The sequence below is a fragment of the Leptolyngbya sp. NIES-2104 genome (assembly GCF_001485215.1).
Lineage (GTDB): Bacteria > Cyanobacteriota > Cyanobacteriia > Leptolyngbyales > Leptolyngbyaceae > Leptolyngbya.
On sequence record NZ_BBWW01000001.1, the window covers coordinates 683,362 to 698,338 of the forward strand.

Annotated in this window: 11 protein-coding genes; 7 read left to right on the forward strand and 4 right to left on the reverse strand. The window is 47.6% G+C overall.

Annotated features, from left to right (window positions below):
- Window positions 1–83 precede the first annotated feature (83 nt).
- Entirely contained in the window at window positions 84–890 is an 807-nt protein-coding gene (locus NIES2104_RS03325) for a sterol desaturase family protein (protein ID WP_072218014.1), read from the forward strand.
- Here the strand turns inward: NIES2104_RS03325 and NIES2104_RS03330 are convergent.
- Both NIES2104_RS03330 and NIES2104_RS03340 read right to left on the reverse strand, forming a co-directional pair.
- Window positions 887–3,694, reverse strand: coding sequence for an S-layer family protein (locus NIES2104_RS03330; protein ID WP_058995728.1), 2,808 nt, complete (start codon window positions 3,692–3,694; stop codon window positions 887–889). The two genes, NIES2104_RS03325 and NIES2104_RS03330, sit on opposite strands and share 4 nt — an antisense overlap.
- 515 nt (window positions 3,695–4,209) lie before the next feature.
- Window positions 4,210–4,725, reverse strand: a complete 516-nt coding sequence (locus tag NIES2104_RS03340) for a hypothetical protein (protein WP_058995732.1) — start codon at window positions 4,723–4,725, stop codon at window positions 4,210–4,212.
- A gap of 268 nt (window positions 4,726–4,993) precedes the next feature.
- On the opposite strand from NIES2104_RS03340, the gene NIES2104_RS03345 reads away from it, so the two are divergent.
- Both NIES2104_RS03345 and NIES2104_RS03350 read left to right on the forward strand, forming a co-directional pair.
- Window positions 4,994–8,146 carry a hypothetical protein gene (locus NIES2104_RS03345; protein ID WP_192843552.1) on the forward strand — a complete coding sequence of 1,051 codons (3,153 nt, stop codon included), beginning with the start codon at window positions 4,994–4,996 and terminating at the stop codon, window positions 8,144–8,146.
- 118 nt (window positions 8,147–8,264) lie between these two features.
- Entirely contained in the window at window positions 8,265–8,972 is a 708-nt protein-coding gene (locus tag NIES2104_RS03350) for a class I SAM-dependent methyltransferase (protein ID WP_058995734.1), read from the forward strand.
- 266 nt (window positions 8,973–9,238) lie between these two features.
- On the opposite strand, the gene NIES2104_RS03355 is transcribed toward NIES2104_RS03350, so the two are convergent.
- Complete coding sequence (locus NIES2104_RS03355; protein WP_058995737.1) at window positions 9,239–9,853, reverse strand: TetR/AcrR family transcriptional regulator; 615 nt, start codon at window positions 9,851–9,853, stop codon at window positions 9,239–9,241.
- A 119-nt stretch (window positions 9,854–9,972) separates the two neighbouring features.
- Here NIES2104_RS03355 and NIES2104_RS03360 point away from each other — a divergent pair, with 119 nt between their 5' ends.
- The 3 genes from NIES2104_RS03360 to NIES2104_RS33755 all read left to right on the forward strand — a co-directional run bounded on the left by NIES2104_RS03360 (window position 9,973) and on the right by NIES2104_RS33755 (window position 11,627).
- Window positions 9,973–10,725, forward strand: a complete 753-nt coding sequence (locus NIES2104_RS03360) for a glucose 1-dehydrogenase (protein WP_058995739.1) — start codon at window positions 9,973–9,975, stop codon at window positions 10,723–10,725.
- Between the two features lie 478 nt (window positions 10,726–11,203).
- Complete coding sequence (locus tag NIES2104_RS33750) at window positions 11,204–11,326, forward strand: hypothetical protein (protein ID WP_339375057.1); 123 nt, start codon at window positions 11,204–11,206, stop codon at window positions 11,324–11,326.
- A gap of 37 nt (window positions 11,327–11,363) precedes the next feature.
- Window positions 11,364–11,627 (forward strand): MBL fold metallo-hydrolase, encoded by a 264-nt coding sequence (locus NIES2104_RS33755; RefSeq protein ID WP_339375058.1) that lies wholly within the window; start codon window positions 11,364–11,366, stop codon window positions 11,625–11,627.
- A 366-nt stretch (window positions 11,628–11,993) separates the two neighbouring features.
- Here NIES2104_RS33755 and NIES2104_RS03370 read toward each other — a convergent pair whose 3' ends face one another.
- On the reverse strand, window positions 11,994–12,404 hold the full coding sequence (locus tag NIES2104_RS03370; protein ID WP_058995741.1) for a RidA family protein: 411 nt from the start codon (window positions 12,402–12,404) through the stop codon (window positions 11,994–11,996).
- A gap of 1,126 nt (window positions 12,405–13,530) precedes the next feature.
- Here NIES2104_RS03370 and NIES2104_RS03385 point away from each other — a divergent pair.
- Window positions 13,531–14,931, forward strand: a complete 1,401-nt coding sequence (locus tag NIES2104_RS03385; protein ID WP_058995747.1) for a SagB family peptide dehydrogenase — start codon at window positions 13,531–13,533, stop codon at window positions 14,929–14,931.
- Window positions 14,932–14,977: the final 46 nt, after the last annotated feature.

Here is a 14,977-nt window from a genome sequence, read left to right on the forward strand (position 1 = left end):
ACGATGTCTAGAAATACCCACTGAATCAGTAGAGCAGCATAGCAATGTTTTGCTCAATTAAACCTGAAGGACACTCTAGATCGATGCAGCACTCATTTTGGTACTATAGCTTCGTCTTTTTCGGGCTGATGCTGGCTGGCTACTTTCTTGTCGTGGGAAGCCTTTACTGGCTCTTGTACTCCGCTTTAGAACAAATGCTGGAAACTCGCAAATTACATCGATTGCCACCCACACAGCAAGGCATTCGCAGAGACATTGAACTAACCATTGTCTCGGTTATCGTTTTTGCACTCTCAGCAGCAATCATTCTATTTCTGTTTAATACAGGCACAACGCTAATCTATGTTGACCTCGAACCAGGTCAGGTCTGGTACGGGGCAGTTAGTTTTGCTGCTGTCATCCTGCTTCAGGACGCATATTTCTACTTTACTCACCGAGCGCTGCACCATCCCCGACTGTTTAAAAGGTTGCACCACGGGCATCATCAATCTGGCGATCCAACCCCGTGGACTTCCTTTGCCTTTGATTTACTAGACGCGATCGTTCAGGCAATCTTTCTGGTGGGTGTTGTTTTCATCATTCCACTGCATTTGATAACGCTAGTTGCCGTACTTATGACCATGACGATCGCCTCTCTAGTTCATCATCTAGGATTCGAGCCGCTCCCTGCTTCATCTTCTTACCACTGGTTAAGAAAATGGGTGATTGATTCAACCCATCACGCCATTCATCATCGCAAGTACAAAGTTCATTATGGGCTGTACTTCACGTTTTGGGATCGATGGCTCGGCACTCAAGATCCGAATTATGAGTATCAGATTCGCTCTACTCATATTCAATCGTCTCTGAATAATCAGTCACGACAGACCTATTCGCACGATGGATTCTAGAAACAGTTGCGGCTGAGAACAAGTTTGCCGTTGGGTAAGCGATAGACACCTTGCGGCTCAACGATCGCGTCCCCTTTTTGCCAAACTCGATTGGAAGTTGGCTCAGTATCAGGCGGCGTTTCCACGCTGACGATTGGAAAGTTGGACATTTGGGTATCGCCGGGGCGTTGTGGAAGTCCACCTGCTCCAGTGATCGTGAAGCTACCTTGTGTGGGTTGATTGCGGCGCACAATGCAGCTATTAGCGAGGAGGGTATTTGTGTCAATCTGATTTTCAGGTAGCTCGGTGAGGCTATTTTGGATGAAGCTGGTGTCGGGAAGAACGATCGTACCTGACGCGATCGTTCCTGTAGCATTCACATCCACACGGGTATTACCATTTAGTGTGCTAGCGTCTGTCCCACGAGGTGCAGGACGGTAGTTTTGACCAAAGAAGGCTCTCGTGTCGAGAGTAATGTTTCCGCCCCTACCATCCTGCGAAAACGCCAGAATATCACTATCGTCAAATGCCAGAATAGAGCCAGCTTTCAGAGCAATATTGCCACCGCCGCTTTCACCAGAAGCAACATTACTGATGATGTCAGAATTATTTAGCAGACGAATCGCATTCGCTTCGATCGTAATCGCACCTCCAGCAGAGCGACTTGTGTTGGTTTGAATTGTGCCATTGTTCGCGTCCAGCGTCTCTCGAACGGTAATATCAATATTGCCTGCTTTTCCTGATCCAATGCTGCGGCTAGAGATGACTGCTCCATCCTGCACCCGCAGTCGTCCGGTATCAATCTGCAAAACATCCCCTGCATTCCCGCTGCCATTACTGACCGTAAACAAGCCACCAGAAGTATTAGCTGTGGCACCAGACAACTCAACCGAATCCGTTGCTCTAATCAGCAATCTGCCGCCCTTACCTGAACCGAAAGTACTGGCTGAGACCACTGCTCCACCCTGCACCCGCAATCGTCCTGTGTCGATCGTCAAATCCCCTGCATTCCCTCTGCCTTGACTCTGAGTAAATAAGCCACTAACACCCTGACCATCGGCTGTAGTTCCACTCACCTCGATCGAGTCAGCAGCCGTAATCTGCAAACTGCCACCCTTTCCTGCACCAAAAGTCCCTGCTCCTATCTGTGCTCCACCTTGTACCCGCAAACGCTGCGTGTCAATTCTTATGTTCCCTGCATCTCCATTTCCACCACTCCTAGCAGACAAGACACTGCGAATCCGACCATTGGTTGAAGTGTTCATCACCTCGACCGAATTAGCAGCCGTAATCTGTAAGCTGCCCCCTGAACCCGCTCTTAAAGTATCGACTAATATCTGCGCCCCATCACTCACCCGCAACCGCCCTGTGTTAATCCTCACATTTCCCGCATCTCCACTTCCTTGACTCACAGCAAACACGCCACTGGCAAACCGATTATTGTCTGTAGCACCCATTAACTCAACCGAGTCGGCAGCCGTTATTTGTAAACTACCACCCTTACCCTGACCGAAATTACTAGTTGCAACTTGTGCGCCATCCTGCACCCGCAAGCGCTGCGTGTCAATCCTTAACTCTCCTGCATCTCCCCTCCCCTCACTCTGAGCAAACAAGCCACTGGGAACCCGACCATTGGCTGAGACTCCCCTCACTTCGATCGAATCAGTAGCGATAATCTGCAAGCTGCCTCCCTTGCCTGCCCCCAAAATATTCGCTTGTATCAACGCTCCACCCTGCACCAGCAAGCGGTTCGTGTCAATCTTAATGTCTCCTCCCGTTCCTGTGGCAGCCACATTTGTATCGATCGACGAACCTTGACTCAGAAATACGTCTCTTGCGCGAATCCGTATCCCTCCGCCATTTCCTGTCCCCAAAGTACCAGCGGAAATTTTCGAGCCTTGTGTCATCTCCAACCGTTCACCCCGAATTTGAACGTCCCCCCCTCCTGCTCCATTGGCATTTACAAACGCCCCATTAGATAGCCCGACATTACCGAATGCACTGATCGCGTCATACCCTAGCACAAAGCTGTTTCCACTCTGAGCGAAATTGACTTGCCCCACACCTGTTACACTACCGAGTTCAATACGTCCCTGTGCTGCGGTTAGGTTCCCCCCCTCTAGCAGCACATCCCCACCCACTAGCGCTAGAGTTTGACCCGATCGCACCTGAAGTCCTGAAATACCTTCATTTGAATTAGGCTGACCCGTCAGGCTCGGTGCTTGCGATTCGCTTTGCGAAGCTCCGAAGGATCGATTCACGATCGGTTGAGCCGCAACCGCATTAAACCAGAACGCAGAGGGACGAACGCTAAGCAAATTACTGGTAGCGGGTTGGGAAGCACTGAACAGTCCTGTATCGCCTAATCGAACTGCATTTGCTGTGGTTGCTAAAAATGACCCTTGCACATCGAGGCTGGAGGCAGGTCCAAAGACAATGCCTTTAGGATTAATCAAAAACAAGTTGGCATCGCCCAGAACTCCCAAGCGTCCCAAAATTTCTGAAGAATTGGCTCCTGTCACTCGCGAGAGAATGTTGTCTATTCCGACCGGATTCGCGAAATAAACGCCTCGTTGCACGCCAACATTAAATTGCTCAAAGCTATGAAATAAGTTTGCGCCTCGAACTGCGCCACCGTCAATGCGAGCGCTCTCCACCCCTCGAATGCGGATATTGGGTGTGACAATAGAGCTTTCGTTCCCCAGTGTGTTATCTGGCACCACCTGAGCCGTACTGCTTTCACTGGCTTCAAGTAAAAAAATCACAACTAAAACGATATAGCTGCTAATCTTCCAGCATGGACTAAACCAACTTCTAGGAATCATTCATCTGTCTCCTCAACTGCTCATAACAGAATGCCAAAGTCCTTGATATTCATTCTGGTCTGATCATGTGATAGAGAACTTTGATTTAAGTTATAACCTTGTATTAGAGCAGGGTGTACACACTGAGACCAAAATGAAGCGTTGACTTCATTTAAGATGCTTCCATAGAATCTACCACAACGAGCCGAAATCTCTATGCCCGATTCTTCCCTTCGGGTAAAACGTCGGAACTTGTTCGGAAACAGTCGCTTCACTGTTGCAAAGCGTAGATATCGACCAAATAATAATTGAACTTGTTGAAGGATCAAGAGGCACTGAAGGCAGTGGTCTTGGTCGATTCTTTGTAACTCGAATAGGTAAACATCTGATACGGGGAATTGCCCAAGATCCGCAAATTACGAAAAATCGGCAATTCTCTATATCAGGAGCGGGTGACAACGTTGCGTTCAAAACAGATTTGCGTCTCAAACAAATCTTAGGAGTCAAGGCATCTCTAGGTTATCTGTAGCCTTTTACTATCGAGGTTCTACACGCTGTCCCGTAAAATTAAAAGTTCCTGATACCGGGGCATCTTCTGTGAGCGGATTTGCAGTTAGAGCAAACGTCCTTCCTGTGGTTGTTCCTTGAATTGTTCCAGCTTTCGGATCAAATGTTGAACGGGTATCAGCTCTGGTAATTGAGCCAGGTGATGTTGCTGTTGGATAATTAAAGTTGAGTACCGTGGAAATTATCTCTCTGTCTGAGGTACACTTCCAACTGCCCTGTTGATCGCTAAAGGGTTGGGAAACAGGGGGAGCACCAGTACCTTGGATCGAGGCAGTGGTAAAGATGTTGCCATCTTGAGCCAATGAGATTACCCCACGAAATGAACCTAAATTACCAACATTTGCGGTATATAGATACGTGCCGACCACCGCTCGACAACCTGCTTTAGATTGGGCTGATGCTTCGTACACATTCACACTCGTTGCGACAGTCAGTGCCAATAAGAGACAAATCATTAGCGTGGCAAAAGCATTACGAATTCGCATTTCAAAACATCCAATTAAAATTACTGAAAATCACGCTTCCAAGCCTATCAACGGGAATGGTTGGAAAACTCGGAACTTCTTCGGGCGAAGGGTCTGAATTGACTTGCAAAGCAAACGAGAATCCTAATTTGTGCGATGCCTTTGGCACAGGGAACCTGCTCGCTGCATAAACGGCTGATAAAAATACCCACTGATATGTAGCAGGGCGTTATCGAGGTTTAAACTCTACTCCCAAGTTGTCGATCGCTTTTGGAGAAGGTGCCAACTAATGTGCGGTAATTTTGGATTTATGGGGAGACGGCTTGAGACAGATCGCCAAACGCTTCTGCCTGCGCGGGTCGTCGAAATATTTAAATTGATGGGTCATGAAACTGAAATTCGCGGGGAGCAAGCAGGTGGCGGATTGGTGATCGCGCAAAACAAAAATAATCAGGTGCTGTTTGTGGGCAAAAAGGTGGTAAATCAGAAACGCCAGAATCTGACTCAAGCGCTAGAAACTGCGTTTGCTCCCACTAGGCGCAAAGCCATGCGTGCAGGCATTCAACCTCTAGATTCCGCGATAACCGCCGTGTGGCACTATCGCTACGGCACCAGCAGCCCGCCGAAGATTTTGGAAACCCACTGGCATGAGTGGATGCCCGCGAGAGAGGCGATCGTTTGGCAGCTTGAGAATGGTCAGTGGGTTCCTATCTGCAAAACGGTCAATCACCGCATCACGCATAACGGAGACTTCAACGCCTGGTGGATCTTCGGTCAAGCGATCGACACCACTACCCTAGGCTTATGGCTAGAACGAGTCTTACACACGCCAAATGCAACTCGCGGCGATTCTCCTAAAGTCGCTGGCATGATGGATTTATTAGTCACTCAGGGAATGTGGGATGCTTCACTTCGATTGGCTTACCAACTTGAGATTGCAGCATCGATTCAAGACGCTTTTGGAGGGAAAGAGCCTGCTAAAACCGCACCGAACACTGCACCTTCTCAGCAAGCTTTGCGTCAGTGGGCTGAAATCTGCGAAGAAGTTTGGCAAAAATATAAGTGCCCAAGATACTTATCTGATAAAAAGAACTTAAGTGATTTTGAGAATCAAATTGTAGACATTAGCTTGCGGATCTCACCCAGTTATTGGTCACTTAAGCAGCGCACAGCATTTGTCAGAACTGCGATCGATGCCTTCTTGCACAATGATATCTACCGAGCAACGCAACAATTCCTATCACGGGCTGAGGGAAGTTTTGGCTTAGTCACGGTTTCGACGTTAAGTGCAGAACATTTGGTACTGAGTGCTCAGGGACAACCCATGACGATCGGCTTTAATGTCCCAGAAGCTTACATGATCTATGCGTCAGAACCTGCTGCGGTCAATGCAGTGCTAGCAGGAATGCCTGAATCTTACCGTTTAGATTTAGATCCAACGGCTGGAGAAGTTGCTCTCGTCGGCATCAATCACATCACCGTATATTCCCTCTCCCAAGGACGGGAACAACCTGATGCTGAGTTGAAACAGCGATCGCTGCCGATGCAGCGCAATCCCTATGTGAAGCCCCCGACATCTGAAACGAAAGATCCCGTTGCCACCGATATTCGAGAAATTCCGCAGGTGCTCAACGCGATCGCAGATGATTGGAGCAATCCTGTATCGCTGAATTGTCGAAGTGCAGAACAGTTCACAAAGCACTTGGTTGAGAAAGTCAAGCAGGATCGTAAAATCGATTTCAGGCAGCGACAAACGGTTGATGTGTTAATCACAGGGATTGAGAATAGCTTGTGGTTAGGAGAAAGATTTGCTCAGGATTTAAAAACTCTATTTCCATTGTTGAATGTGAAAGCACTTTCCGCTAACCAGATTTTGAGGCAATTGCAGCACGCGCCGCAGTTGCATTTAGGACCTAACTCGATCGTGCTTGCGATTAGCCAGTCAGGTCAAACCTTTCCCACGTTGCAGGCGACACAGGTTCTGAATGAGCTTTATTGCAAACGGATGATCGGAGATCTGTTCATTCTGACTGGAGAACTAAATAGTTTGATGGGAGCAGCCCTATCTCAATCGTTTGCTCAAGGTGCAACGTTCAACCGCAGAATTTTTACCAATGGCAGCGGACATCGATCGGCGGAAGCTGCAACCTTGACGGTTGCTGCGACTCAAGCCACGTTGACCGAACTCTTATTTTACACTGCTAAACGAATGCGACAAGCGTTTCCCGATTCAACACCGTTGGGGATGACACTCACTGAGAAAAGCTTGTTAATGCTAGACACCATCAAGGCGGACTTTCTCAATCGAAGTGTGGTCGCGCTTTGCGCTTCGCGCAACTCCGTAGGAACCGCAGGAACAACGAGCAAGGGAGAGTCGATCAAGTCTGTCGATCATCAAAAGCTAATGCGCCAGGGTCGCAAGTGGGCGCTGCATGTCACCGAAACTCCGCTAGTTTGGGCGATTCATGCTGTGTACGTCTTGATCGTGCTGGGTTGGATGATTCCTTTTGGACAGGTTCTTTCTGTGACGCAATTGTTGCTGCGATCGCTGCTCTTCACCTGCGGTTTTTCCAGTGATGTAGTTCTGTCACTGTTGGCACTGTTGCATCCCAAGATCGTTCTAATTGATATTGGGATTGCAATCTTCGGTCCTTGGCTGTGGACGATCGGAATTCGCTTTGTGCAAGGCAGACAACTGTTAGCACGCACAGGCAAACGAACGATTGTCATCGGCGATGTGCCTTGGGTGCATCAACTTTTGGAATCCTATGTCAGCAAACTGTTTTCGCTTAGCTATGGCATTGCTTCGCTAGAGGTGCATGGCGCAAATCCGCAGGATCATATGGTGCATAGATTTGGCTACCGCTTAGTTCGGGGTACGTTGGTGCTGTTAGGGGTCCCAGATGGGCGGCGCTGTCAGATGCAAAAAGAGGATGAAAATGCCGCCCTGATGACCGGAAAGCAAGCGGATGGTGTGCGAAGTTGGGGCATTGGTCCAGAAGTCGTTGCTTTGGGACACAATAGCGCGATCGCGCATCAAGGATTTAGCAGCGCGATCGTGTTAGGCAGTCGAACAAATACGCTAGTCGATGGCAGAGTCTCCTTGGATCAACAGGTTGTGATTGAAGAGTTGAGGGAAACTCGCTTTAGCTCGTTTGAGCGCTTGCTGGCAAGCTATGTGTTGTTCTGGGCGTTTGCGAAAAGGGTGACTTCGTTTCCGTTACTTCAGTATCAGCATTGGAAGTCACAAAGTCGCACTCGAATCGCGACAACGGCTGCCCCCATGTCTGGGAGCAATTTGAGTTTGCCCCAGGTGGAGTCCGCTTTGAGTCTAGCTGAACCAAGCGAGCTACATTCACAGGCGTTGCTTCCCTCTGCTCCTTATCCCCCTACAATTACAGATGTCCCCTCTCGCATTGAGACTCCGCTCGATCGTTCATAAGAGTTGAGCGATGTCTTTGACCAGGGAACCTGCTCGCTGCATAAAGTTAGGCGCAGTGTTGATGTCTCCACAGGCTTCGGTCATGCAAAATAGATAGGATGTAATTATTCGCTTTCCCATGCAGAATCAAGAGCCAGCAATTATCTTTGACGAAGAACGCGCTTCGACCTACGACACAAGAGCAGCTAAAATTGCTCCACTGCGTGACACACTTAATCTACTGACACGCTTAATCCTTTCTGATCTTCCTGCGAACGCGCGAGTTCTTTGTGTTGGTGTCGGAACTGGTTTGGAGTTGATTTATCTTGCCCAGGAGTTTCCACAGTGGCAATTCACAGCGGTCGAGCCTGCAACTGCGATGCTTAATATTTGTCGTCAGAAAGCGGAAGCGTGCGGGGTTGCGTCACGTTGCACTTGGCACGAAGGCTACCTCGACTCATTGCCCGCATCCGCGTCATTCGACGCGGCGACTTGCCTTCTGGTTTCTCACTTCTTCATGCAGCAAGCGCAGAGACAAAAATTCTTCAGTCAGATTGCTGCACGACTTCGTCCTCAAGGGTATTTAGTGAGTGCGGATGTAGCTTCCGATATGTCTACTTCAGCCTATCAAAGCCTGCGCGAGGCTTGGACTCAAATGCTGAAGTATGCCGAATATCCGGATGAGGATGTTAAACAATTTCTTGACTCTCACGGTCGAGATGTTGCTGTGCTACCCCCTCACGAAGTCGCGTCCATCATTGCATCAGGCGGTTTTGAACCCCCTGTATTGTTCTTGCAGACTCTTTTTATTCATGCTTGGTATACAAGGCGAACATCACTAGATTAGAATTCTTCAACAACCGCCTAACAACGCCCGTGAAACCGACCGTTAGGGGTTATTAGTTTAGTCCGAGAGTTCATTCGCGGCGGGTTACGGACAACGCTAGCTTGCAATCTATTTTGAGGACATACACTAATATCTCTTTGAGTGATTCCTTGTGAGGAGCGATCGATCTCATGGCAAGGGATTAAACAAATCAAAGTTAGTAACTCAATTTCAAACCCCAAATCTTCGAGTTGCCTGAATTTGAAGGAATAATCAAACCTATTGACCTAATCTAATATTGGGCAGGCTTGCAATGCCATCTGCACAACTTGTAGGAGTTCTGCACGACTGGCTCCACCTGCTGCTTGCACAGACAGTCCAGCGTTAACCGTAAGCACAAAGCGGGCAAGGGTAGCAGGGTCAACATCAGGCGGCAAGTCCCCCTCAGATACTGCCCGCTCAAAGCGATCGCGGATAGCAATCTCGCCTGCCGCTCGGCGTTCTGCCAATTCCCGATGGAGCGGATCGTCTGGATCTGCACAAGCGAGCAGACTGTGTGTAATCAGACAACTGGACGGATTGCTCGGATTGGTGACTAAATCCACAACGCCCTGCATTGTCCGCTCGATCACTCTCCGGGCAGTGGGTTCCTCAAGAGCATCCTGATAGTACGCCGTGTGCTGATCGCGATAGCGATCGAGTGCCTTACGGAATAAAGTTTCCTTGTTGCCAAAGGCGGCGTAAAGGCTCGGACGGTTAATGCCCATCGCCTCAGTCAGATCGGTGAGCGATGTCCCCAAATAGCCCTTGCGCCAGAACAGCAGCAAAGCCTGCTCTAAAGCGATGTCGATATCGAAAGCGCGAGGACGACCCTGCACACCCTTAGACTTTCTTGTTTCCATACCGTTCAGTATAAAACTTTCTTGACAGTCTGAGAAGTCCTGCGCTAATCTGTACCAATCGGTAAATAATTCACTGATTGAGCAGTGATACATCCAAAGGAGTCCATTAGGAAAGCACTATGTCACAAAAACTCTCAGGAAAAATCGCCCTCGTTACAGGTGGCACCAGCGGTATTGGGCTTGCCACTGCTAAGCAATTTGTTGCGGAAGGCGCGTATGTTTTTATCACGGGTCGTCGTCAGACTGAACTGGATGCGGCTGTAAACGAGATTGGTAAGAACGTCATGGGCATTCAGGGCGATGTCTCTAATCTGACAGACCTCGATCGGCTTTACGCCACGATCAAGCAAGAGCAAGGTCGCTTGGATGTAATCTTTGCGAATGCTGGCAGTGGACAACTCATGCCGCTCGGATCGATCACCGAAGAACACTTTGACAAAACCTTCAACACCAATGTCAAGGGGCTACTTTTCACCGTGCAGAAGGCACTGCCACTGATACCAGAGGGCGCTTCCATCATCTTGAATGCCTCAACAACCTCCCTCATGGGCACCCCAGCCTTCAGCGTGTATAGCGCCACCAAAGCTGCCGTGCGATCGTTTGCCCGCAACTGGACACTCGACCTCAAAGGTCGCCAGATTCGAGTGAATGCGGTCAGCCCTGGTGTCACTCCAACTCCCGCTTACAATCTCTTGGGACTCAGTGAAGAGCATCTAAAAGAATTTGTGGAGAGTCAAGCTAACAATATCCCATTGGGACGAGTTGGCAAGCCCGACGAGATCGCCAAAGCCGTTGTCTTTCTCGCTTCCGATGACAGCAGCTTTGTCAACGGCATTGAGCTATTCGTCGATGGTGGCATGGCACAAATCTAAATGGGTAATTCACGCGAATCATCGTGTTGTGGTCGTAGGCGGTGGCAAACTCGGTCAATTGGTTCCCTAGACCCTCGCTTCAACTGGATGCGATCTGACTGTCATCAGACGGCACGCTGAAAAACTAGACCTTTTGCAACAGCGCCAAATCAAAACCACAATTGCCACAGTTGCCGATCTCACCTTTGATGTTGCCATAGAATGCACTGGCAATCCTTCCAGGTTTGACACGGCTCGATTAGCTTTACGATCGCGAGGGACTCTAGTGCTTAAAAGTACCTGTTTATGCAGTGCTCGCTTCGCAAGTTTCTAAAAAATCGCTGCATGAAGAAGAAATCTTTAGCAAAACTACGTCTTATGACAGAAATACACTCTGCATAAACTGATTGTAGTGGCTCCCACTAGATTAGTAGAAATGTGATTTGGCACAAACTTGTCGTTCTACAGGTTGTGCAAGGTCGTTGATCGCTTTTGCAGTATGACAGTCATCAAAACAATGCTATTTCGTCAATTATTTGACCCAAGCTCTAGTACCTATACTTATCTGATCGCTGGTCTCTATGTTCAAGAGGCAGTTTTGGTTGATCCGGTGTTAGAATAGGTCGATCGCGGTAGCTTCGCTTCCCCGAAGGGTGCGCATGCTCTTGGAAGAAGTCGGCGTTACCCTGCGCTATTGCCTTGAAACACATCTTCATGCGGATCATATTACGGGAACTGACCGATTGTGCCGCTTAACGGGATATCGCAGCGTTGTGCCCCATAATGCGCGAGTTCGCGGTGCAGACTATCAAATGCGCGATGGTGAAATTTTGAAACTGGGGGATACTCAGATTCAAGCGCTTAGCGCAACTCCGAAGGAACCGCAACACCCGGTCATACCAATAGTCATCACGCTTATTTGATCAATGACGATCGCGTTCTAACGGGCGATTCTCTGCTAATCAGAGGCTGTGGACGTACAGATTTTCAGAATGGCGATGCTGGCAAACTTTATGATTCAGTGACACAACGCTTGTTCACCCTACCTGACATGACACGGATCTATCCAGGGCAGGACTATCACGGGCATGGCGTTTCTACGATCTCTGAAGAGAAGTGCTGGAATTCCTGATTTGTGAACTGTCCTGGAAATCCAGCTACTGCAAAATCGCGGACTGACTTCATTCAATTAATGACGAAGTTAAACTTACCAACACCAAAGCAAATGCTAGAAGTTCTACCTGCAAACGAACTGTGTGGTCAAAAGTTTTGATACATCTGCCAGACTGCTATCCTACCACCTGTCTAACACTAGCAACTGCCTCAACTTCAATAAGCAATGATGGTGATGCGAGGGAAGCTACGCCGATACCCGTTACAGATGGACGAGAGTCGCCTAAAAAGCCAGAAAGAATAGGAGCAAGAGTTTCCAAATGCTCTCCAACTTCACCTCGGATGTACACGCGAACTTGCAATAGCTGTTCGACTGATGAACCAGCGGCTGTCAGAGCAATTTTAAGATTGTCAAGCGCCTTTCTTGCTTGTCCTCCGATCGAGTCCTCCGTGGTCTCATATTGATGATTCCAATCGACCTGACCCGACACGAAAACTAGCCCCAATTCCGTCTCAACAGTCGCCTGAGACATGCCAAACGCGGCACCATCGTACAGTTCTTCTGGATTGATTAATCTTTTGCTCATATTTTCCTCCTAGTTGATCTGAGTAAACTCTAGCAGCGATGCTAAGCCACATTTTCATGATACGAGATCTTCCTAACAACTTCAGATAATTCGTCCGAACAATTTCCGAACTCTCTTCGCTACTTTCTTGATATCTTGAAAAGCAGAAGCTCGGCAACTAAAAATGCCAGAGTTCATCAAGTTTTGAGCTGCAAATTGCGAAATTAGCGTAGCGGAGACTTCAATAAACAAAACTCGTGTGAGTCCAATAGTTCGAACGCCGCAAGAATATCAGCTCTATCGACCCAGGTGCCGCGAAGCGATTACTAAGCGCTTATACCAAATTAATAACCGCCTGCTACAAATGCCTTTCGTCGGCAGGGCTATGAAGTGTGGCAATCATAAATCGATTGGGTATGAGCTGTGAAAAAATACAAGGAGGAAACAATGAGACGCTTCATTCTGTTTACTTTACTGGAGGCGGTAGTGGGAATCTGTCTAACTGCAATATTAATTCACTACCCTAATCTGACTTTGAGCATTAAAACAGGCTTGCTATTTGCCGTAGGAGTACCCTACCTATGGTTAGTGAAGCATAACAAAAAGATGACCTGAGATACGCGTTAAGACTGTCTTTGCTTGCACTGAACTAATGAAGCACACTAGCTTACTTTCATCATTTGCATCACCCCAAGCTCTCGTTACTATCTATCCAGTCTGGTATCGAATCATGTTCAAACAAGTGACAAGCAATTCGAGCATTAAAAGAAGGTTAATTCTAGTGGGTCGATTGAAGCGGTCTAGCAGCATTTGCGCGATCGCAGGGGGTGTTTTACTTGCGGCTAAAGTTGATTTAAACGGCTATGGATTTATCTTTCTTGCTCTTAGTTCTAGTCAGATGCTTTTAGCCAGCATCTTAAGAAAAGACCAAAGCATGATTTTTTATTCAGCTTCTCTCTTTTTGTTTGTTGATTGTTTAGGAGTTTATAGATGGATTTTTAGTTAAACCTGATTTCCACATTTAAGCTCGACTTCATCCATTGAATGATGAATCAGCCGCTAGGCATTGACCTTAATGAGACAAGAATACATCTAATGATGTTGATTTTCTCGTTTCAAAGATGTATCTTGAACTCTAGGAAAGTACATGTCACAGCAGTTTCTCCTATCTTTCAAAAAAGACGTTTCTTTTGCAGAACCAGAAGAAACAAAGGACTTTGTTCTTCGGGCACCAAATCGCTCTATGACATTTAAGCAGGTGCAGCCAGGATTTAAGATAGCACTTCAGGCACTAGCTTCAGGTGGTGCTACTTTAGCAGAACTGAGTCAGATAGTGCAGAACGATGACGGAGATTTTCCTGCACTAATCTATGCTTATCTACAAAAATTTTCTAGCTTGGGCTGGCTTTGTCGTTCAGTTGTAGCAGAAGGGAAAGTTATTGCGATCGCCATACCCCTAACTTCAGATTGTCAATTTCCTGACATCGAGGTAGCTGTTGATTCAGTGTATAGGCTCTCTCAATTTGCGTATTGCCACCAAGTTGAAGGGCAACTGCTGCTAGAGTCGCCTTTATCCTCTATGCAAGTACGATTGATGGATTGGAAAGGTGCGGCTTTACTGAGTCAACTTGCTAGATCTTGCAGTTGTAGAGAATTAATGAATACAGTGCCGGGAATTTCAATAGAGCTAGCCAAACAGTTTATTAATCTACTTCTTAGTACACAGATGCTCGATCAAGTCTGTAAAAGTACAATTCAAGAACAAGCGAATCTCTCACTCGCTCAGTGGGAATCTCATGATCTTCTATCTTATGCTCGTAGCCGAGAAGCAAGACACAGCAATGCTTTTGAAGGCACATACCGTTTTCTGAACCAGATCGAACCGCACATGTCAGAGAAGACGATCGAGCTGTATAAACCTGACTTGAGAACGCTCGCAATGACAGAGACCTCATTTACGCAGGTCTTAGAGGTAAGAAAGTCAATTCAGCAATATGGCAATCCGCTCTCAGCTCAACAGCTTGGAGAATTTCTTTACCGCACTGCTCGCGTCAAAGATGTGTTTCAAACCGAGCATGGGGAGGTTTCCTACCATCCCTACCCTAACGAAGGGGCGCTTTATGAATTGGAGCTTTATTCTATCGTTAACCGTTGTGACGGCATTCCTTCTGGCTTTTATCACTATGAACCTCTCTCCCATCAACTGTGGTGGATTTCTGACAAAACAGAACCTGTAGAAGCACTGCTGAGCGATGCTTGGCAATCGATGAGACGACAAGGTATGTCTCAAGTGCCTCAAGTTCTGATTGTGATTGCCGCTCGATTTCAGCGGCTAGCCTGGAAGTATGAACCCATGGCTTATGCACTGATGCTCAAGCATGTTGGAGTTTTGCACCAAACAATGTACCTAACAGCAACTGCGATGAATTTAGCTTCTTGTGGTCTTGGAGGCGGCAATTCCGATTCCTTTACCAAGGCAGCAGGATGTGACTACGATGCTGAAACTCCTGTAGGAGAGTTTGCTTTAGGTAGTCAGCCAAATTTTTGACCTTCACAAATCATTTAGAAGAAAACAATGCCTCATTAAATTTCCA

Coding starts and splice junctions, on each gene's coding strand:
- NIES2104_RS03325 (WP_072218014.1), top strand. CDS start 84: ATGCAGCACTCATTTTGGTACTATAGCTTCGTCTTTTTCGGGCTGATG.
- NIES2104_RS03330 (WP_058995728.1), bottom strand. CDS start 3,694: ATGATTCCTAGAAGTTGGTTTAGTCCATGCTGGAAGATTAGCAGCTAT.
- NIES2104_RS03340 (WP_058995732.1), bottom strand. CDS start 4,725: ATGCGAATTCGTAATGCTTTTGCCACGCTAATGATTTGTCTCTTATTG.
- NIES2104_RS03345 (WP_192843552.1), top strand. CDS start 4,994: ATGTGCGGTAATTTTGGATTTATGGGGAGACGGCTTGAGACAGATCGC.
- NIES2104_RS03350 (WP_058995734.1), top strand. CDS start 8,265: ATGCAGAATCAAGAGCCAGCAATTATCTTTGACGAAGAACGCGCTTCG.
- NIES2104_RS03355 (WP_058995737.1), bottom strand. CDS start 9,853: ATGGAAACAAGAAAGTCTAAGGGTGTGCAGGGTCGTCCTCGCGCTTTC.
- NIES2104_RS03360 (WP_058995739.1), top strand. CDS start 9,973: ATGTCACAAAAACTCTCAGGAAAAATCGCCCTCGTTACAGGTGGCACC.
- NIES2104_RS33750 (WP_339375057.1), top strand. CDS start 11,204: ATGACAGTCATCAAAACAATGCTATTTCGTCAATTATTTGACCCAAGC.
- NIES2104_RS33755 (WP_339375058.1), top strand. CDS start 11,364: ATGCTCTTGGAAGAAGTCGGCGTTACCCTGCGCTATTGCCTTGAAACA.
- NIES2104_RS03370 (WP_058995741.1), bottom strand. CDS start 12,404: ATGAGCAAAAGATTAATCAATCCAGAAGAACTGTACGATGGTGCCGCG.
- NIES2104_RS03385 (WP_058995747.1), top strand. CDS start 13,531: ATGTCACAGCAGTTTCTCCTATCTTTCAAAAAAGACGTTTCTTTTGCA.